Origin of the sequence: Commensalibacter melissae, assembly GCF_003691365.1 — a bacterium.
Taxonomy (GTDB): Bacteria; Pseudomonadota; Alphaproteobacteria; order Acetobacterales; family Acetobacteraceae; genus Commensalibacter; species Commensalibacter melissae.
The window spans coordinates 719,317-740,629 of record NZ_CP033087.1 but is presented as its reverse complement, the minus strand read 5'-3'; the positions used below and the strand labels follow the sequence as shown (position 1 = coordinate 740,629).

The window sequence follows — 21,313 nt, the reverse complement described above, 5'->3', positions numbered from 1 at the left end:
TATATTTCCATGTTTTAGGATAAACACGTTTTTAAAAAAGAATATTTAATATATACCATTTTATATTCTTCATATTACAATTTATCTCTTACTTAATAACATAAGAACTGAAACAAATCTTTCCTACCCTAAAAAATATTTTTCCTTAAAAATATTGAATTTAAACCGATTTATTATAAACATAATTACATAATTAAGCTAATTTTGTGGTCGAAAAAAGATGACTTTGTGTCAAGGATTGTCTAGGCTGGAAAACAATATCCCATTCTTTAACGGACTCGTCCGAATATATTCCCAAATGAGGCACAGCCAATAATTTATCATTATGCCAAAAAGCGGGTAATGTTTTCAAAATACAAACAGGCAATCCCTCTCTACATGAAAACTGTTTGTAAGATTTACCCAATGCAGCAATCGTAACTTTATCATTAATATCATATTCTGGCATAATAACTCTGAAACGATAATCCCAAATCATATTTGGCCGAGCCATTTTTGCCTTTTCAATAACAGTTGCCTCTCTAATCATCAACCAGCCATTTCCCAACCTTCCAGCTGGCATAATCTGGACGCCACCAAGAGTAACTTTGCGCATTGATTGAACAAGCCGATTAATTGATTTCTGCAAGGGTGCATAAACAGAACCGGAAATTGTTCTGATTAAAGCACCCAACGTTCTTTCATCCATACCTTTGGTGGAAAAATAAGCAAATCCTTCTGATCTGATCAAAATGTTTTCTGTAACAAAAACAGCCTGATCCTGATCTTTTTTCATTCTTTTTTTACTCTCTTCCCGCGAGCGATGTAATAGTATTGAGACAGATCCTGAAGATGCCCAGGCCGATGACAATTCCTTTCTCACCTGATTTCTCTGAAATTTTAGATCCTGATTGGATGGATCCTCGACCCATATAATCCCTTCCTGTCTTAAGGTTATTCTCAAACGTTGTGGTGCAATCGATAGTAAAGGTCTTATTAACCTTATCTGCGGCAAATCCGTAATAGCAGCCATAGCGGCAATCCCATCCTCACCACTTCCGGCACGTATTCGCATCAGTACAGTTTCCGCCTGATCCCCAGCATGATGACCCAAAAGCAAATCTATGCTTCCCATTTTACAACATGTCTGAATTAATATTTTGTAACGCTCAATACGCGCTCTTTCTTCCAATGCGGCTCCAGGTTTTAGATTATCTAATGTCAGAACTTTTGATTCAATTCCAAGATCCTTCAATCTTTCTTGTGTAAGTGCTGCCTCTATAGCCGAATTTGACCGAATTCCATGATCTACAATTAAAGCAAATACATTTCGTCGCCAACGGGATGCCAGCAATGCAAGACACAAACTATCTGCACCACCAGATACAGCCAATACAATGGGTGGCAACTTTTCATCATCATTACCCCAAGGTCCCAATGACTCAATACAAGAATTAAATTCATCTTGAGATACAGGTTTTAAAATATCATCCATACAGATTTAACAAATCAAGAACATTTAGCTTTACGACTTAAATTCAAGGCAGAAGATTTCACCTGGGTTGAAACATTTGGATATTTACTATGAAGCAGACTTACAGCCTGACAAGCTTCCTGAACCTTGCCATTTTTTAACATTAAATATCCTACACCCAACAAAGCAGATGGAGCCTTGGGAGATTTAGGAAAATTTTTATAAACAGCATAATAATTTACTGATGAAGCCTTGAAATTTCCTTGTCCAGCCTGAGCCTGAGCCAGCAAATATCGTGCACTAGGGGACTTGGCACCTTCAGGCGTGGATAAAATTTTTTGGGCGATGGATTCTGCGGTCTGAAAATCACCATTCAACAATGCCTGTTGACCATCTCTCAAGGTTGAACCTGTTTCAGGTTTTACGGATTTAACTGTTCCGGAATCATCGGAAATTGATGATTTTTTAGAAACCCCACTTTTTGAATCAGTTACCACATCATCTGAAGAACCATTGGAAGCGCCTCCACGACCAGCAGCAAAATTCATATCATCAATTTTCTTATTGATAAGATCGTTTTGAGTTTTCAATTGGTTTGACAAATCATCAATTTCGCCTCTCATAACCCTTTGCTGATCTTCTATATTGTTTATCCGGCTAACTAAATCGGGAAGTAAACCGTTATTTGTTGATAAACTATCATCCTCATCTTTATCTTTATGCCTTTTTTTACGATAATTATCAGAATCATCATTAAAATTAGTATTCTGTGCCTGAAGCTGGCTGATTTGCGATTTTAATTGTGCGACCTGGTTTTGTAGCGCAATAACCTGACGACTATTATTTTCCTGGGCATTACTGTAAAAAGGACAAATCATAATTGATAGAAATAAACCTGTTATACTTCCTTTGACCTTTGGATGATCAATTGAAAATAAATTAGAAATTCTTGAATGTTTTTGCTTCGTTATCATTGCCAAACCCTTTACTATCCCTCATTTGATAATAAATTCAAAAAGCTTTAACCATTTATAAATTACGTTCTTTTACATTACATAACAAAAAGCCGGCATAACGTATATACGTATTACCGGCTTTTATTGAAAAGTTATCGAGCTAGGAATTAACGAACTGAAGTAGTCGCATTACGGTTCTGTGACCATGCTTCTTCGTTGTCACCTTCAGCAATAGGTTTATCCTTACCATATGAAATGGTTGTCATACGATCTGATGCAACGCCCAAGGATACCAAATAATCCCGAGCTGCATTTGCGCGGCGAGATCCTAATGCAATATTATATTCTTCTGTGCCGCGATCATCGCAGTTACCGGCAATCATGACCTGGACATTTGGATATTTTTTCAACCAATCAGCCTGACGATTCAAGGTTGCGCGAGCATCATCCGTTAATTTGTTTGAATTGAATTCAAAGAAAACACGATCACCAACATTAGCAACTAAATCAGCTTGACTTCCAGGAACTGGACCGCTCACGGTTGGAGCTTGTGTTCCACCACCATTACCGGTTGTCGCACCTTTATGATCTCCGCCAGAACATGCTGCTAGTAATAACGCAGCACCAAAAGCACTAATAAGCTTTATATTCATTGTATGTATTCCTACAAAACGGCTTTCTATTTTCTCAACTTTTATGTTGGTAAATATTGCCTAAAAAAATCAAAATCAAAATCCAAAAAGTCTTATTTTATGAAAGACATATCAATTTCAATCCTAGTCTTTCATTTATATCTAAACAAGTTAAATACACAAGCAATTTTAGCAAAAATTGAATTTTTTACCGCAATAATTTTATTTTCTTTCCAAAATTTATTTTAACTGTTGCCAGAAGACCAAGAAGGATCCATCGCCATCGTTGATGTAGGAATGCTTCTCTCATGAAAACCGGAAACATCAATCATCTTGATGGATGAAGAAAAACCGCTTCCACGCGCACCGGCAGACGATTGGTTACAGAACGCCATAACACGGCCATTTGAACAAAATGTTGGGCTTTCGACAGTGAAACCTTGGGTTAAAATTCTTTCTCCAGTACCGTCAGGCGCCATAACACCCAATGAGAATCCACCGCCGCCAATTCTCACAAACGCAATAAGGTCACCTCTTGGTGACCATACGGGGCCTGCATAACTACCGTTTCCATAAGAAATACGTCGGACTCCACCTCCACTTGCACTCATTATGTATAATTGCTGTCTTCCACCCCGATCTGAAGAAAAAACAATTTGAGATCCATCAGGACTATAACAAGGGCTCGTATCAATAGCCCCGGAACTGGTTAATTGACGTTTGCTGCCCGAACCCAGATCAACAGAATAAAGATCAGAACCTCCTCCCCTTGTTACAGACATAATGACAGACCTTCCATCAGGCGAAAAACGCGGTGCAAAAGATATACCCGAAAAATCTCCCAAAATTCTTTGTCTGCCTGATTGAAGATCAAACAAGTAAACTCGAGGACGGTTATTGACATAAGACATAAATGCTATCTGATTAGAAACGGGACTAAATCGGGGCGTCAAGACAAGCCAGCGCCCGCTGGTTAAGATTCGACTGTTAGCACCGTCATAATCCATGATTGCCAGACGTTTTGTGGGATCTGACCGGCGGCCGGTCTGTGCAACATATGCAATTCGTGTATTGAAATATCCCTTATCCCCCAATAAACGCTCATAAATAACGTCCCCTATCATATGGGAAACACGACGAAGATCCTCACTTATGGCACCTGACCCGGAAATCGAATAGGCTGTTCCCTGAATCTGTTCACCGGTCAACGCATTCCATAGCCGAAATTCAACTCGCCCATTCACCTCTGATCCAGTCACGATAGCACGAGCCCCCATGGCTTTATAGGCGGCAAAATCAGGTGTAGAGGTTGGTGATGTACTACTAATAACTCGAAATAATCCTGTATTATTCAAGTCATCCGTTAATACCTGAGTTATGGCACCGCCATTCCCAGAACCAAAATCAGGAATAACAATAGGGATAGGCTCGTTTCTTGCCCGATCAACTGTAATTTCATCTGCACCGCCAGCTTGCTGCGCAAATGCAGATGATAAAGGTGTTGCCACAATTCCACCTGCTACACATCCATACAAAATTTTTCGGCGAGGAATTAAAACATCCCGTAAAATATCAGCATCATTATCAGAAATTATTGAGCTCATAATCCTATTTTCCCTATTATTGATAATGCATATTAACTTACAAATTTAGACATAATTATGGACGGAATACAAAACGAATCTGACCCGTCTTTCCCAACAGATTTGAAGGTATCGGCAATTTTGAACATACAGGACTTAACACGGCGTCCCTTGCCCGTTCTGCTAATGCCCTATATGTTGAATCAGCATTCATTTTTGCCTGAGTCACTGAATCAAATTTAACTATTCTAGCCTCTCCTGAAGCATCAATTGTTACAATTAAATGTGCCACAAAATTAGCATAATCTTTTGCTGCTGTGTCTTCAACATAACATCGACGAACAGATGCCGCTATTTTCCCCTGCTGACCTGCTGAAAGCCCTCTTGTGATATCGCCATTTCTCGCTCCACCACCATTAGGACCCCCTCCCTGTCTTGGATTTGCTTTGGCTCTGGGAGGATGTGTTTGTTTCTGGTCAGCTTGATAGGCATCCAACGTCGATTCAAGTGAATGTGTATCAGGAATTTCTTTTTTTACTTTTTCCATTTTTGTCAATCGAGAGAAATTCTGCACCTGAGGTAACGCGGTGGGCATAGGCATTGGTGATGGTGGGGATGGAACATGAGAATTTGAAGAGGATGTCAATGGTGAAACAGTAGGTGGTAACGTTACCTCTGCAGGTGCGGGGGTTTCAACAGCTTTAGGTAAAATCGAATCCTGTTTTTCCATTTTTGCAACCGCATCAGGTGGAGGAGGCATTGGTGGAGGTGGAGGCGGAGGTGGAGGCGTTTCTTCGACAGGTTCAGTTTTAGTAGGTGTTGGCGCAGGTGGAGCATCCAGTTTTTCCAATGCAGGCGCATTCGGGTTCGGGGAATCTCGCTCCGATTTAGCGGGAACTTCTTGTCCTGCATTATCGCTTGTAAATTCAACCTCTACCGGTTTTTCTTCAGGGGGTGGGGGTGGAGGCGCAAAATGAAATAACCATGATAATAGAATCGCCAGAACGATAACCCCAAAATGCGTTCCGATTGATGCCAAAAAAGAGCATCTGAAAATTTTTCTCTCAGAACGGTACATGCCCAGCAAAATACATAATCCTCAATTATGGCGTTTTTGAAGAAGGGTTGGATGTTGTATCAGGCATTTGTGCAAGTAACGCGACATGCGTAAATCCTCCAGCTGTAACACGTCCCATCACTTCCATGACCCTGCCGTAATTGATATGCTGATCTCCCTTAACAAAGATACGATGTTCAGAATCATTCTGAGACATGACTTTCAACTGCTCCACCAATTGATTCATATCTACAACATTGTCTCCCAAATAAACGGATCCATCTTCCCTGACTGTAACAGTAATCGGTTTGGTATCTGCATTTACCGGTTTCGCGGCAGTTTTTGGTAAATCAACATTGATTCCGCTTGTCATCATAGGGGCCGCAACCATGAAAATAATTAACAGAACCAACATGACATCAACCATCGGCGTAACGTTAATATCTGCCTGTGGACGTCTGCCACGCCCCCGTCTGTTTCGACCCTCTAAAGAAAATCCCATTGATTTTATTCCTGATTTTCTTTTGCTTCAGATTGACGAGAAAGAATCGCACTAAATTCAGCCGCAAAACCTTCAAGTCTTTCAGCAAATAAATTAAGCTTGTTATTAACAAAATTATAGGCCACTACAGCGGGAATGGCTGTCAACAAACCCAGTGCCGTCGCGAATAATGCCTCTGAAATACCAGGGGCAACCACTGCCAAACTTGTGTTATTGGATTGTGCGATGGAAGCAAAAGCATGCATGATACCCCACACGGTTCCAAACAATCCGATAAAAGGTGCCACCGGCCCTACTGTTGCCAAAAAAGTCACCCATCTTTCCAGGCGTTCCATTTCACGGGTAATAGTGATTGACATGGCACGATCAATTCGCTGTTTGACTCCCTCACTGCTCATCTCAATTCCATTAATTCTTGCTGATCGACGCCATTCACCCATACCCGCACTAAACACTGCAGCCATGGGATGGGTTGGTTTCACCCCAATATTTTCATATAATTCATCAAGACTCCCACCTGACCAGAATAAATCCTCGAATTCATCTGCCTGACGTTTAACCTTGCGGAGGGTAAAATATTTATCAAAAATTACAGCCCATACCCAAATACTGGCACAAACCAGGCCGATCATAACAAGTTTAACTACTAGCGCCGCATGAACAAAGAGCGCCCAAGGGGACAAACTGGCCGATGGTGTGGCCAGATTTGCTGCATTAATTGATGGATCCAAAAATGCCTCCTGCACAATTAGTCTCACTCAATTTAATTTCATATATAACTTGAGACTATTTATTATTTTCCAATATCCATTTGATATATTTTTTTTCCAATAAAAACAATCTTGTTTTGATAATGAGTAAAAATTTATTCGAACTGGTTTGCCTACATCATGGCGGCAAAAATTCTTTTCCAATCCGCTGGAAAAGGTGCTGGCATATAGGTTTCCTTCTTTAGACAAACCAGCTGAATTTTTAATTCAGTCACAATTTCTTCATTACGGAAAAAAACTTGTGATAACCAGCAACTTGCCCCCAAAGTTGTGATTATATTTGTTTTTACAATAACCAGTTCATCAATATACAAGGGTTTTCGGAATTTAATCTCGGCTTCCCTCACAACCAAAACCAAGCCGAAATTCTTGTACAAATCACTGGTTGTTCCACCCAACCGTCGTATACTTTCTGTCCGAGCGCGATCTGCAATTCCGAAATAACGGGCATGATAGACGATACCTGCCGCATCAACATCTTCATAACAAACCCTGAACCGGTAAGTTTTGACTTCCTCTTTCGCCAAAGCAGGATTACTTATACCTTTGTCAAATGAATTACTAGGGATGATCTCCATGATTTTCATTCCTCTTCCACATCATTATCCAGCAAATCAAATTGAGTATTTAATAATGCAGGGGGTTTCAGATGAAGATGTTGCCAGCCTCTCTCTCCCAAAACACGGCCACGACTTGTACGAAGAACCAAACCTTCCTGGATCAGGAAAGGTTCAATAACATCTTCAAGAGTATCCCTTGATTCTGCCAAGGCCGCAGCTAACGTTTCAACACCGACCGGCCCACCCTGATGAAATTCAGCAATACGCAACAAATAGCGACGATCCATTGCATCCAATCCAAGCTGATCAACCTCCAATCTTAATAAGGCTGCATCAGCAATCTCGCGATCAACCGCTTTTTCACTCTTATGCTTGACAAACGCAAAATCACGTACACGACGTAACAATCTGCCCGCTATTCTGGGCGTCCCACGAGATCTTCTGGCAATTTCCGCAGCCCCATCTTCAGTCAATTCAAATCCTAGCTTACAGGCCCCTCTTTCAACAATCAATTTGAGTTCATCTGTTGTATAAAATATCAACCGTAACGGAATGCCAAACCGATCCCGCAAAGGTGTGGCAAGCAAACCTGACCGTGTTGTTGCTGCGACAAGCGTAAAAGGGGGCAAATCTATACGAACCGATCGAGCCGCAGGTCCTTCCCCGATTATTAAATCAAGCTGGAAATCCTCCATTGCCGGATAAAGAATTTCTTCAATTGAAGGATGCAATCGATGAATTTCATCAATAAATAATACATCCTTTGGTTGTAAATTGGTTAGAATTGCCGCTAAATCACCAGCCCTTTGAATTACGGGTCCAGATGTTGCACGAAAACCAACCCCCAACTCCCTGGAAACAATCTGCGCCAAGGTTGTTTTTCCCAGCCCTGGTGGTCCATGTAACAAAACATGATCCAACGCCTCATCTCGCTGTCTTGCCGCCTCTATAAAAATTGAAAGGTTTTCTCGTGATGATTTTTGCCCAATGAATTCAGCCAAAGATTGAGGTCTTAACGCAACCTCTATAGTGTCTTCCTGACGTTTTGTTGCATCTATGGGACGATTTATTTCAGACTTCATCGGGCCAACTCACGTAAAGCTTCTCGAATAATATGATCAAGTTGAAGGGGTTGATTTTTCTCTTTTATACCTTTAATCACTCGCCCGACGATTGGTTGGGATTCCATTCGACGAAATCCAAGTCCCTCCAGGGCCAGCAACACATCCACAACAATATTAGTCTCATTATTGTCGGTTGTCTGACCTGAAATTGTAATTGAATTAATCACATCTGAACCAGAAGCCACTTTACCATTTAGTTCAGTTAAGATGCGCGTAGCCAATCTTGCCCCTACACCTGAAGCCCGCATTAAACTTGCCTTGTCAGCTGTCATAATGGCCGAAGTCAATTCATCCGGCGTAAGAACGGATTGAATCGCCAGCGCCATACGAACCCCAACACCTTGTACCGTTGTTAGCATCCTGAACCATTCCTGTTCCTTTCCATCAGCAAATCCATAAAGTAATATGGCATCCTCTCTGACGATGGTTTCAATCAATACACGGGCAATTTCTGGAGGACGAGGCAATTTTGATAAGGTCCGGCTTGAAACATAGACCACATATCCCACCCCATTCACGTCAATGAGACAGCGATCCCTGTCATTTTGGTCAATCAAAAGCCCAGTCAATTGTCCTATCATGCCATTATTGTTCCTTTATTAACACGAATTTGACTTATCCGATGATGGGCATGACAAATCGCTATCGCCAAAGCGTCAGCTGCATCAGCTCTTGGAATTTTGGCTCCCGGCAATAAACGCTGAATCATAACAGATACCTGATCTTTGGTCGCCGCTCCCGTTCCAACCACGGCACGCTTAACTGTTTTAGCACCATATTCATTAACATTAATATATTTTTGCGCGGGTACTAATAATGCCACCCCTCTAGCATATCCCAATTTCAAGGTGGCAGAGCCATTCCGGTTGACATAGGTTTCTTCAACCGCAACCTCTTCAGGTTGATAAAGACCAATCAGTTTTTCCAAACCTGATGCTAATACACAGAGACGTTGAGGAACAAAATGATCACTATTCGTAGACAGGACACCACTTGCCACATAGGTAAGACGATTGTCACATGCATCAATTATCCCCCATCCGGTAAACCGTAAACCGGGATCTATCCCAAGAATTCTAACCACAACTCTTAAGCCGATAGCCGTTCAGCAATCTCGTCCGAAAGGTCAAAATTGGCAAAAACATTCTGAACATCATCATGATCTTCCAGAACTTCAATTAATTTTAGCAAGGTGCGAGCATTATCTTCATCTAATGCAACTGTATTGGATGGACGCCATTCAATTTTTGCACTTTCAGGATCTTTAAACCGGGCTTCCAATGCGTCACGGACTGCAAAGAAATTTTCCATCGCACATGTTATTTCATAAACATCATCATTTTCTTCGACATTATCCGCTTCTGCCTCAATAGCCGCCTCAAATATTGAATCAAAATTTGCAACCGTTTTGGGATAGGTAATAACACCCATACGTTCAAACATGAATGCGACAGAATTCATTTCCCCCAAGGATCCGCCATATTTATTGAATGCGGCCCTAACATCTGAAGCTGTACGATTACGATTATCTGTCAATGCCTCAACGATAATGGCAACTCCGGATGGACCATATCCTTCATAGCGCACTTCTTGATAATTATCTCCATCTGCGCCACCTGCGGCTTTCTTAATCGCACGATCAATATTATCCTTTGGCATATTGACAGCACGAGCTGCCGCAATGGCTGCACGTAAACGGGGATTGGCGGCTGGATCAGGTAAACCTGATTTTGCTGAAACGGTTATTTCACGAATTATTTTTGAAAATTCTTTTGCCCGACGGGCATCCTGAGCCCCTTTGCGATGCATAATATTTTTAAATTGCGAATGTCCTGCCATTAATTTTTCTCTTAATTCTTACAGTTTGATTTCAATCTTAATCTAATAAACATGTCCCGATTTTTAAACAAACCGACCATGACAATGTTTAAATTTTTTGCCTGAACCACATGGACATGGTGCATTTCTGGGCGTATCTGCCCATTCTTTTGATACATCAGATAATGTCTGAGGGGTTTCCCCCTCTATAAGATCCGAAGAAGAATTTTCCCCTTCATCATCAGAGACATTGACTTCAACCTTGGCCAAAAGTGAGGTAATCCGTTCACGAAGCTCATCCAGCATATGATTGAAAAGAACAAAAGCCTCCTTCTTATATTCATTAAGCGGGTCTTTCTGACCATAGGCGCGCAGTCCAATACCCTGACGCATTTGATCTAATCGCAACAAATGTTCTTTCCATACTGCATCAAGCGTTGTTAGCAAAACTTGCTTTTCAACATATCGCATAATTGAAACACCATAATTCGCGACCTTGGTGGCCATCATTTCATTAGCGGCTTTCGTAATGCGCTCTTCAAGTGTATCAATTGAAATATCTTTCTCTTCTGACCATTCCTTAATCGGTAGATCAAGATTAAATATCCGTTTTATATCCGCGGTTAATTCTTTAATATGCCATTGTTCTGCAAAGGATTTTTCAGGTATGTATTTTTCGATCAACATATTGATCACATCATGTCTCATAGATGCAATCACTTCTGAAACATCTTCCAGAGCCATATATTCCCGACGCTGAGAATATACCTCCTTACGTTGATCATTTATGACATCATCATATTTTAAAGTGTTTTTACGCATATCGAAATTGCGCGCCTCAACTTTTTTCTGGGCTTTTTCAAGTGCCTTGTTGATCCAGGGGTGAACAATGGCCTCCCCTTTTTTCAAGCCCATTTTTTGAAGCATACCACCCATGCGTTCGGAACCAAATATCCGCATTAGGTCATCCTCGAGGGATAAAAAGAAACGTGAATTTCCCGGATCTCCCTGACGCCCCGAACGTCCTCGCAACTGGTTGTCAATTCGACGACTTTCATGACGTTCCGTACCAATTACAAACAGTCCGCCGCTCTCTTTAACCAGTTCATGATCTTTTTGAACTTTTTCTTTAAGGGCCGTTTCTTGTTTCAAGCGTTCATCTTCATCCTCGATATGGGAAAGCTGCTGATGGATAAGCATATCCACATTCCCACCCAATTTAATGTCAGTACCACGACCCGCCATATTCGTGGCAATTGTAATAGCTCCCGGAACTCCAGCTTGAGCAACTATCTGAGCTTCTTTTTCATGAAAACGCGCATTCAATACATTATGCTTTATGCCTTTTTTATTCAACAAATTTGAAAGATGTTCACTTTTCTCAATCGATGTTGTTCCAACCAAGATAGGCTGTTTCTTTTTATGAACCTCTTCGATAAGCTGGCTAACCGCATCATATTTTTCAGCTGCGGTCAGATAGATTTCATCATGTTCATCCTTACGCTGAACTTTAAGATTGGTTGGAATTGACACAACGTCCAGCTTGTAAATTTCGGCAAATTCATCGGCTTCTGTCATTGCCGTTCCCGTCATACCGGCGAGTTTCGGATAAAGACGAAAATAATTTTGAAAAGTGATTGAAGCTAGAGTCTGGTTTTCCTGCTGTATTTCCACATGTTCCTTGGCTTCCAGTGCTTGATGCAATCCATCGGAATATCGACGTCCATCCATCATACGTCCAGTAAATTCATCAATTAAAATTACCTTATTGTTACGGACGATATAATCCACATCCTTGGCAAACAAGGTATGCGCCCGTAATGCCTGCTGCATATGATGCACCAACGCGATATTATGAGTGTCATACAGCCCCCCCTCTTTCAATACACCCTTTTCACGCATTAACTGCTCTATATGTTCGGTTCCCATTTCTGTTGGAATGACATTACGAAATTTTTCATCTTTTTCATAATTGGCAGGATCTTTGACTATCTCTTTTATAATTTCATCAACAGAACGATATAGATCTGAACTGTCATCCGCAACCCCCGAAATAATCAATGGAGTACGAGCCTCATCTATCAAGATCGAATCAACTTCATCCACAATGGCGTAATTAAACGGACGCTGAACCATTTCATCAAGACTGTATTTCATATTATCGCGAAGATAGTCGAAGCCGAATTCATTATTTGTCCCATATGTAATATCGGCGGCATAAGCAGCCTTACGTTCAATATCACTCAAATCCGCGATAATCGTTCCGACATTCATGCCAAGAAAACTATAGAGCCGGCCCATTTCAGCAGCATCACGTGAGGCAAGATAATCATTCACCGTTACAACATGCACCCCTTTTCCCGATAGTGCATTCAGATATACGGCCAAGGTTGCCACCAATGTTTTACCTTCACCCGTACGCATTTCGGCAACCTTACCATCGTGAAGAACCATTCCCCCGATCAGCTGGACATCGAAATGACGCATTCCCAAAACCCTTTTCGAAGCTTCTCTGACTACAGCAAACGCTTCTGGCAATAAATTGTCCAGTGTTTCTCCATCAGCTAACCTTTGACGAAATTCAACCGTTTTATTAGCCAATGCAACATCATCCAGAGCCTGTATTTCAGGTTCCAATTGATTGATTTCAGGTAGTCGCTTTTGATAAGCTTTTAATGAACGCTCATTAGAGGTGCCGAAAAAGACACGGGCAAATTTTGCAAACATCAATGTTTTCCAAATAACGCTTTGTAATCCTGCCTGTCATTACAAAGGGCTAGTTATAATTAAATTAGAACACAATTCAATCCAGACAGAAAAATACATATAGAAATAAGTTCACCGGTATTATAACCAACTTTACTTACACCATAAATATCATTTTAAAATTTTAAAATTGGTTTAACTTTTTTCAAGAAAGGAACTTTATTAAAATAATGGGACAATTTCACCTTTCCATGATATAAACATATTCAAAATTATCTTTAATCCTCTCAATAAATAAAGGTACTATATGTCTTTTTACAACAAATCATTCAAATTTGCAGCAACCCTTCTTTTTTCCTCAAGCCTTTTGACAACAGCAGTTATTGCCGCTGAACCTGCTGTCACAACTACCCCGTCAGCACCTGCCGCTCAAAATCAGTCAAGTCCTAGCAAAATAGATGAAAATACTGTTTTGGCAACTGTTAATGATAAAAATATTACGTATCATGATATCCAAAATATGCGCAAGATGTTGCCCGATCAATATAAAAGTCTGCCTGCACCTGTTTTGACAACAATAATCCTTCAGCAATTAATTGTTCAAAATGCAGTTCTACAAGTTGCTGAAAAACAGAATTTACAGAATTCCCCTGAGGTCAAGCAACAAATTGAATTCATGCAAAAGGATATCCTGTTTTCGACATTCCAAAAATCTGAATTGGAAAAGAATTTAAAACAAAATCCAATTGACGATAAAGCCATTCAAACTTTTTACGATCAGCATTTCGCCAACGCAGCCCCTGTTAAAGAGGCGCATATATGTCATATTCTTGTAAAAACACAACCGGAAGCTGTAAAAATCATCAGTCAACTTCATGCAGGCAAAAATTTCGCTAATCTTGCCAAACAATATTCAACCGATAAAGAGAGCGGTAGCGAAAATGGCGGTGATTTGGGATGGGTCAAACAAAATGACCCTCTTGCACCGGAATTCATCAATGCAGCCTTTGCGCTGAAAGCAAATACAATTACAACCGCTCCGGTGAAAACCCAATTTGGTTGGCATGTCATCAAGGTTCTTGGTTATAGAAACGCTCCGGTACCACCATTGGATAAGGTAAAAGATGAAATTCGCAAAAACCTGTATCAACAAAGAATGAAAACCATTATTGAAAATGTAATTAAACAAAGTAAAATTACCAAAAATGATGAAGCCATTCATTCTTTAACACAAATGCCTGCCACACAAAAAAATAACTCTGACAGAACAAATCAATAAAAATTTTTATAAAAGGGAAAATAAATTTTCCCTTTTATAAATTCAGAATGTTTATTGATTAATATCCCTAAAGAATTTAATTCAAAAAACATATTATTAAATCCTTTTTTCTTATAAAGAAAACTTGTAAAAAACATTTTCAGTAAAATATAAATATTTCATTATAACCGGATATGAATCAATCCTGTCGTATCCATTATTTTGCTCCATTGTTGAAAAAGAGTCTACCATGTCGAGTTATCCTGTTTCTCCGCTTGCCGTAACCCTCCCTGAGCTTTGCCCCGTTGCCGGTGTAAAACTTGCATCTGTTCAAGCAGGATTACGATATACTGGACGTCTTGATTTGTCATTAATGGAATTCGCTCCGAACACAACCGTCGCAGGAGTATTTACCAAAAACAAATGTCCAGGTGCACCTATCGATTGGTGCAGAAAAATTTTATATCACGGTAAAGCCAGGGGATTACTTGTCAATGCCGGTATTGCCAATGTATTTACGGGTCAGGCAGGTTTTGATGCAGTTAAATATTCAGCACAGGCAGCTGCAAAAACAATAAACTGCGCACCCGAAGAAATTTTTGTTGCCTCTACAGGGGTTATTGGCGAACAGCTTCCTTATCAGAAAATCATCAATTATCTTCCAGAACTTTATTCGAAATTGGCTTCTGATCAATGGAAGGAAACAGCTCAAGCAATCCTGACTACGGATACATTTGCCAAAGGCTTTTCCCTTAAAACAGATATTGACAATATTCCTGTCACTATTCAGGGAATCGCCAAGGGGAGCGGTATGATCGCACCTGATATGGCCACTATGCTTTGTTTTGTTACAACTGACGCAAAATTGCCCGCTACTGTCTTACAAAAATTATTAAATGAAAAAGTCAAAACAACCTTTAATTCAATAACAGTTGATTCCGATACATCAACCTCTGATACCCTTCTTTTATTTGCCACGGGTCAGACCCCCAATACCGAAATCAATGATATTGATGACCCAAGATTAAGCAATTTTTCAAATGCCTTAGAAAAATTGTTACAAGAATTGGCTCTTTTGGTTATTAGGGATGGTGAAGGCGTAACAAAACTGATTGAAATCAAGGTTGAAGGTGCCGTTAACAATGAATCAGCTTTTAAAATCGGACAATCAATCGGTAACTCCCCTCTTGTGAAAACAGCAATAACAGGTGAGGATGCCAATTGGGGACGTGTTGTAATGGCGGTAGGCAAAGCCGGCGAACCAGCCGACCGTGACCTTTTGTCAGTGGCAATAGGTAATATTTGGGTTGCCAAACAAGGTGAGGTTTTATCAGATTATGACCAAGATAAAGTTAACAAGCATATGCAAGAACAAGTCATAAAAATTAAAGTCAACCTAAATCTGGGAGAGGGACACGCAAAAATTTGGAGCTGTAACCTAACACAAGGTTATATTGAAATTAACGGCTCTTATCTGCGTTCCTAATTTCTTTTATTTATTATCAATTGAATCGTTTCTTTATGAATACCCCTATTATCTCCGATTTTTCTGAAGAAGAAAAAAAAAGAATTCTAGCAAAGTCAGCACTTTTCAGTCCTCCGTCCTTGAAATTATCAGATGGAAGACAGGAACTTGTTGGACTTTCACGGGAAGAATTGGAAGAGGTCCTAATGGGTATGGGGGAAAAATCCTTCCGTACGAAACAGTTATGGCACTGGATTTATCATAAAGGTGTTACCGATTTCTCTTTGATGAGTTCAATCAGTAAACCCTTGCAAGCCAAATTGGCAGAACATTGTGTGATCAGCCGACCGGAACTGGTTATGCAACAGACCTCAAAAGATGATACCCGCAAGTTTCTTTTTCGCTTCAGGGATAAACAAGAAGCTGAAACAGTTTATATTCCCGATCGTCGAGAAGATCGTGGTGCTGTCTGCATTTCCTCACAGGTCGGATGTACGTTGTCCTGCCGTTTTTGTCATACCGGCACGCAAAATCTGGTTCGAAATCTTGGTGCAACAGAAATGGTAGGTCAATTCATGGCGGCAAGGGATAGTTATAATGAATGGCCAACCCCGACCGCTGGAAGACCCCGTCTTCTATCAACCATAGTTCTGATGGGAATGGGCGAACCTCTTTATAATTATGACAATGTTGCCAAGGCAATGCGTATCGTTATGGATGATGAGGGAATTGGAATCTCTCGTCGCCGGATTACCTTGTCAACGTCCGGTGTAGTTCCCATGATGGATCAATGTGGAAGGGAACTGGCAATTAATCTAGCCATTTCCCTTCATGCTGTCAGGGATGATTTACGAAATGAGCTCGTTCCCTTAAATCGTAAATATCCTATAAAAGACGTTCTGGCAGCCTGCCGTCGATACCCTGCAGCAAGTAATTCACGTCGTATAACGTTTGAATACATTATGTTAAGGGGAATTAATGACAGTGAATCAGATGCACGTGAACTGGTGCATCTATTAAAGGGTATTCATGCCAAGGTTAATCTAATTCCATTTAATCCATGGCCAGGCAGTGATTACAAACCCTCCAAAACTGAACAGGTGCAAAAGTTTGCCGATATCATTATGCAGGCAGGTTATTCCTCGCCCATCCGCACCCCAAGAGGGCGTGATATTCTTGCAGCATGCGGACAATTACGCACTGAAAGTCAAAAAGCCAAAATTTCTAAAAATTTAAAACATAACGAAACAATTTCTGACTGACAACATTGTTTTAAAATCAAATAAAAATTGTGAAAATAATTTATTTAATCTTATTTTCACAATTTTTCGAAATAAATTAATTCACATGATTATATGAATTTATCATCAATAATTATAGACTTGAAAAATTTCTACCAGGCATAGGCTTCAGGTGCCTCACCCCCCATACCGGGCCAAATATCATTTAAGGTATATATTATTTCATCTGACAATGTAATGGAAAGCCCTTCAATAGCATTATCCAGCTGTGTTTCAGTACGAGGTCCAATAATCGGTGCTGTGACATCAGGTTGATATCTTAACCAGGCAAGGGCTAAATTTGCAGGAGTTATTTTAAGTTCAGCAGCAAGATTCTCATATTTTTCAAGTTGGTATCTTAATTTTTCAATTATTTTCAGTTCCTGTTCTCTAAAACGTCGCTCGCCATTTTTCTGTTTCGAGAGGACACCCCCAAGCAATCCACCTGCCAATGGAGAATAGGGAATAAATCCAAGACCATGATATCGACAGGATGGAAGGACTTCCAGCTCAACTGTACGTTCTGTCAGATTATAGGGGCTTTGCTCAGAAACCAGTCCGTAAAAATGACGTTCCTTGGCCAATCCCTGAGCTGTGGCTATTTGCCAACCAGCAAAATTACAACTTCCTATATATAAAACTTTTCCCTGTTGAATCAATAACTCCATTGCCTGCCATATTTCCTCCCATGGAGTTTCTCGATCAATATGATGCATTTGATAAAGATCAATATGATCAGTTTTTAAACGTCGCAAACTGTCTTCACACGCTTTTCGAATATGATAAGCTGACAAATGCCGGTCATTCGGCCCAAAATCCATAGGCTGGTAAACTTTGGTAGCCAATACAACCTTGTCTCTCTGACCGCTCTTTTTAAGCCATCGTCCAATAATTTCTTCAGAAATGCCATATCCCTTAGGAATTTCTGGCCATTGTAATCCTCCATAAACATCTGCCGTATCAAAAAAATTAATTCCTGCATCAATTGCCTTATCCATAATCATGCAGCTTTCTTTTTCATCCGTGACATCACCAAAATTCATGGTTCCAAGACATAAATCACTTATCTTCAGACCTGTTCTTCCCAAAAATCGATATCTCATGATAGCTCAATCTTTTTGTTTGCAATTTTAAATATTTTTGATTTTGCAGATAATGCAATTCAAATGAATTGGAATATCTAAACCCTGGGCGGTGTAATCGCCATAGGTTCCTTTGACAATGGAGGAATAATTCCATTTACAGGATGCGGTACATACGGTGCTTCAAGACTGTTTATTTCATTTTCTGTTAAAGAAAAATCAAGCGCCTTTACAGCCGTTGTCAAATGTTCAGCCTTTGTTACCCCAATAATAGGTGCCGTTACGTATTTTTTTGATAATAACCAGCCCAATGCGACATATGCACGAGGGACATGATGCAAGTTGGCAATCTTTGCGACAACCTCCACGACTTTTCGATCCTGCTGTTCTGCATCCTGATACATTTTCAAAGCAAAAGCATCATTTTGAGTACGTCGTGTAACTTCATCAAAATCACGAGTCAATCGTCCCCTTGCCATTGGACTCCAAGGAATGACACCAATACCTTGATCCGCACAAAAAGGCAACATTTCCCGTTCCTCTTCCCGATAAAGCAAATTATATTGAGGCTGCATGGAAACAAAACGTGTCCATCCATTTTGCCTTGCAATATGTTGCATTTTGGCAAAACGCCATGTTTCCATAGAGGATGCTCCAATATAGCGAACCTTTCCTGATTTCACGATGTCATGCAAGGCCTCCATGGTTTCCTCGATCGGGGTTCCATGGTCAAAACGGTGAATTTGGTAAAGATCTACATAATCCATTTTTAATCGTGACAAACTGTCATCAATTGATTGAAAAAGAGCTTTACGCGATAGAAAACCTGTATTAGGCGAATTCCGCCAAGGGAAAAAAGCCTTGGTCGCCACTACAATTTCTTCTCGCCGTGCCATATCATTCAATGCTCGCCCCGTTATTTCCTCTGAACTGCCTCCAGAATAAATATTTGCCGTATCAAAAAAATTAATTCCCGCCTCAATGGCCTGTCTAAAAAAAGGGCGTGCAGCAGTTTCATCAATTGACCAGGCTTGTGGCAACCGGTTGGGTTCACCGAAACTCATGCATCCCAAACATAATTTCGATACTTTAAGACCTGTACGACCTAGATTTATATACTTCATTTTTTTATCTCAAATATGATATGAAAATTATCGAAAATCTTTTCTATTGTTTGATTTTCAAATAAATAATACGATAAAAAAAGCGTTGTATAATATCTTGATATTCCGTAATAATTACCTGATCCTGCAAATAATTTATGTTTACTTATAAAATCTGAATAATCATCAATTTGTCTAATCCATTATAATGACACTCAATCAGTCTTCAGACAGTCAAACCGAATTATTTTATCAAAAAATAATCAATATTCTTGAACGACATGTAAAAACAACGGGTGCACATAACACCCTGATTAAAGATCTCAAACTTTTTAGACAAGAGACACCTCGTCAAGCATGTGCCTGTTTTTATCAACCGAGTATCAGTTTGTTATGCCAGGGTACTAAACAGATAATTATTGATAAAAATATCTTTCCATACGACAAACATCATTTGCTCATTACTTCTCTGGACATCCCTACGAACAGCCAAATAATGGAAGCATCCCCTATTAAACCCTGTTTTGGAATTTCCTTAAATTTGGAACGCAATATTATTGCTGAATTAAGTACACAAATTGATCTTAGGAATTCAAACAAAACGAAATGTAGCAGTGTATCTATTTGCAGTGTTAATGTATCCTTTTTGGAACCCATGTACAGGCTTCTATCCTTAATGGATGAGCCCGAAACCATTCCAGTTCTTGCCCCGTTAGTCATCAGGGAAATTTACTATCGACTGCTAACCAGCGATGCCGCACCAATTCTTTTACAGATTATAACAACTGGTAATACAGGATCTAATATCAGAAAAGCAATCGAATGGCTTAAACAAAATTATTCTCAACCCTTGAAAATAAGCCATCTTGCCAGTGCCGTTAACATGAGTCCCTCAAGCTTGCATCATCATTTCCGCCAACTAACCGGAAAAAGCCCGTTACAATATCAAAAATGGTTACGCGTTCATGAAGCAAAACGTCTGATGATCAATAATAATCTTAACGCTGCCACTGCTTCCTATCAGGTTGGTTATGAAAGTCCCTCACATTTTAGTCGTGATTACAAAGCCATATTTGGCAAGTCTCCCCAAAAAGATATAAAAAATTTTAATCAAATATAGTTTTTCATTCCAGAATGTCATTCTTTCGTATAGCTCCACTAAAAAAATGCTTATTCAGTTTCTAACAGTAATTTTACCTGACTAGAATTATTCTCCTCATAGAAAGGTCCACGATGTCGATCCGTTTTAATGCTTATCAACAACCGATTGGTCAAGCTCTTCCTTCATGGAAAAAAGCAAAGCTTCCCAAAAAAGAAACAATCACGGGACAATATTGCCGACTTGAACGCATAAATGTCAGACAACATGCTTTGCAACTTTATGATGCCTTTTTTAACGGTACTGATAAAGGGCTATGGACCTATCTTTTATCCGGCCCGTTTAATGACTTTAATGAATATCGGGAATGGCTACTTAAATTAGAAAATATCAAAGATCCATTTCATTATGCCATTCTTGACAAAAATTCCAATCAAGCAATCGGTTCAATTGCTCTCATGCGAATAGATCCAACAAATGGAGTGATAGAAATTGGTAGCGTTATTTTTTCTGGACGATTAAAAAAAACAACAATGGCCACGGAGGCAATCTATCTTTTAATGAAATATGCATTCGAGGAACTTGGTTATCGTCGTCTTGAATGGAAATGTGATACATTAAATGCACCCTCTCGTGCTGCGGCCTTACGCTACGGTTTTACATTCGAGGGAATATTCCGTCAAGCTTTGGTTATTCATGGCCGTAACCGGGATACAGCATGGTATTCAATTCTTGATCTTGAATTTCCAAAACTTTCCAAGGCATTTAATGACTGGCTTGAGCCTGACAATTTTGATTCTGAAGGAATTCAGAAGGAATCCTTGCAGAAATTGATGAATTATTATGTTAAATAAAACACATGTAA

Annotated in this window: 20 protein-coding genes; 5 read left to right on the top strand and 15 right to left on the bottom strand. The window is 39.9% G+C overall.

Features of this window, described 5'->3' with window-relative positions; all coding sequences use genetic code 11:
- Nucleotides 1–193: 193 nt before the first annotated feature.
- From tilS to secA, 13 genes are all read right to left on the bottom strand, one after another.
- Nucleotides 194–1,474: a tRNA lysidine(34) synthetase TilS gene (tilS, locus tag D9V35_RS03375; RefSeq protein ID WP_122123372.1), complete on the bottom strand. Its 1,281-nt coding sequence runs from the start codon at nt 1,472–1,474 to the stop codon at nt 194–196.
- 14 nt (nt 1,475–1,488) lie between these two features.
- Entirely contained in the window at nt 1,489–2,427 is a 939-nt protein-coding gene (locus tag D9V35_RS03370; protein WP_122123371.1) for a hypothetical protein, read from the bottom strand.
- A 149-nt stretch (nt 2,428–2,576) separates the two neighbouring features.
- On the bottom strand, nt 2,577–3,062 hold the full coding sequence (gene pal, locus D9V35_RS03365) for a peptidoglycan-associated lipoprotein Pal (RefSeq protein ID WP_110438805.1): 486 nt from the start codon (nt 3,060–3,062) through the stop codon (nt 2,577–2,579).
- A gap of 224 nt (nt 3,063–3,286) precedes the next feature.
- A complete protein-coding gene (gene tolB / locus D9V35_RS03355; protein WP_122123369.1) occupies nt 3,287–4,645 on the bottom strand; it encodes a Tol-Pal system beta propeller repeat protein TolB in 1,359 nt (452 codons plus the stop codon).
- A 55-nt stretch (nt 4,646–4,700) separates the two neighbouring features.
- Entirely contained in the window at nt 4,701–5,702 is a 1,002-nt protein-coding gene (locus tag D9V35_RS03350; protein ID WP_408869337.1) for an energy transducer TonB, read from the bottom strand.
- Nucleotides 5,703–5,727: 25 nt separating this feature from the next.
- A complete protein-coding gene (gene tolR / locus D9V35_RS03345; protein WP_110438801.1) occupies nt 5,728–6,183 on the bottom strand; it encodes a protein TolR in 456 nt (151 codons plus the stop codon).
- Nucleotides 6,184–6,188: 5 nt separating this feature from the next.
- Nucleotides 6,189–6,914, bottom strand: a complete 726-nt coding sequence (tolQ, locus tag D9V35_RS03340) for a protein TolQ (protein WP_110439004.1) — start codon at nt 6,912–6,914, stop codon at nt 6,189–6,191.
- A 152-nt stretch (nt 6,915–7,066) separates the two neighbouring features.
- Nucleotides 7,067–7,531: a YbgC/FadM family acyl-CoA thioesterase gene (locus D9V35_RS03335; protein ID WP_162988558.1), complete on the bottom strand. Its 465-nt coding sequence runs from the start codon at nt 7,529–7,531 to the stop codon at nt 7,067–7,069.
- A 5-nt stretch (nt 7,532–7,536) separates the two neighbouring features.
- The gene (gene ruvB, locus D9V35_RS03330; RefSeq protein WP_122123366.1) at nt 7,537–8,595 is read right to left on the bottom strand and encodes a Holliday junction branch migration DNA helicase RuvB; all 1,059 of its coding nucleotides are present in this window, start codon (nt 8,593–8,595) and stop codon (nt 7,537–7,539) included.
- Nucleotides 8,592–9,218, bottom strand: a complete 627-nt coding sequence (ruvA, locus tag D9V35_RS03325) for a Holliday junction branch migration protein RuvA (protein ID WP_122123365.1) — start codon at nt 9,216–9,218, stop codon at nt 8,592–8,594. Before ruvA ends, ruvB begins: the two co-directional genes overlap by 4 nt.
- Nucleotides 9,215–9,721, bottom strand: a complete 507-nt coding sequence (gene ruvC / locus D9V35_RS03320) for a crossover junction endodeoxyribonuclease RuvC (RefSeq protein ID WP_110438797.1) — start codon at nt 9,719–9,721, stop codon at nt 9,215–9,217. Before ruvC ends, ruvA begins: the two co-directional genes overlap by 4 nt.
- A gap of 5 nt (nt 9,722–9,726) precedes the next feature.
- A complete protein-coding gene (locus D9V35_RS03315; RefSeq protein ID WP_122123364.1) occupies nt 9,727–10,476 on the bottom strand; it encodes a YebC/PmpR family DNA-binding transcriptional regulator in 750 nt (249 codons plus the stop codon).
- Nucleotides 10,477–10,539: 63 nt separating this feature from the next.
- Nucleotides 10,540–13,182: a preprotein translocase subunit SecA gene (gene secA / locus D9V35_RS03310; RefSeq protein ID WP_122123363.1), complete on the bottom strand. Its 2,643-nt coding sequence runs from the start codon at nt 13,180–13,182 to the stop codon at nt 10,540–10,542.
- Between the two features lie 286 nt (nt 13,183–13,468).
- Here secA and D9V35_RS03305 point away from each other — a divergent pair, with 286 nt between their 5' ends.
- The 3 genes from D9V35_RS03305 (at nt 13,469) to rlmN (ending at nt 17,146) form a co-directional block, all read left to right on the top strand.
- A complete protein-coding gene (locus D9V35_RS03305) occupies nt 13,469–14,440 on the top strand; it encodes a peptidylprolyl isomerase (protein WP_122123362.1) in 972 nt (323 codons plus the stop codon).
- Nucleotides 14,441–14,669: 229 nt separating this feature from the next.
- Nucleotides 14,670–15,905 carry a bifunctional glutamate N-acetyltransferase/amino-acid acetyltransferase ArgJ gene (gene argJ / locus D9V35_RS03300; RefSeq protein WP_122123361.1) on the top strand — a complete coding sequence of 412 codons (1,236 nt, stop codon included), beginning with the start codon at nt 14,670–14,672 and terminating at the stop codon, nt 15,903–15,905.
- 35 nt (nt 15,906–15,940) lie between these two features.
- Nucleotides 15,941–17,146: a 23S rRNA (adenine(2503)-C(2))-methyltransferase RlmN gene (rlmN, locus tag D9V35_RS03295; RefSeq protein ID WP_122123360.1), complete on the top strand. Its 1,206-nt coding sequence runs from the start codon at nt 15,941–15,943 to the stop codon at nt 17,144–17,146.
- A gap of 131 nt (nt 17,147–17,277) precedes the next feature.
- Here the strand turns inward: rlmN and D9V35_RS03290 are convergent, their stop codons facing one another.
- Together D9V35_RS03290 and D9V35_RS03285 are read right to left on the bottom strand one after the other, a co-directional pair.
- Complete coding sequence (locus D9V35_RS03290) at nt 17,278–18,267, bottom strand: aldo/keto reductase (RefSeq protein WP_122123359.1); 990 nt, start codon at nt 18,265–18,267, stop codon at nt 17,278–17,280.
- Nucleotides 18,268–18,344: 77 nt separating this feature from the next.
- The gene (locus D9V35_RS03285; protein WP_122123358.1) at nt 18,345–19,370 is read right to left on the bottom strand and encodes an aldo/keto reductase; all 1,026 of its coding nucleotides are present in this window, start codon (nt 19,368–19,370) and stop codon (nt 18,345–18,347) included.
- A gap of 187 nt (nt 19,371–19,557) precedes the next feature.
- Here D9V35_RS03285 and D9V35_RS03280 point away from each other — a divergent pair, with 187 nt between their 5' ends.
- Nucleotides 19,558–20,469, top strand: a complete 912-nt coding sequence (locus D9V35_RS03280; protein WP_122123357.1) for an AraC family transcriptional regulator — start codon at nt 19,558–19,560, stop codon at nt 20,467–20,469.
- Between the two features lie 113 nt (nt 20,470–20,582).
- Nucleotides 20,583–21,302, top strand: a complete 720-nt coding sequence (locus D9V35_RS03275; RefSeq protein WP_122123356.1) for a GNAT family N-acetyltransferase — start codon at nt 20,583–20,585, stop codon at nt 21,300–21,302.
- Nucleotides 21,303–21,313 lie beyond the last annotated feature (11 nt).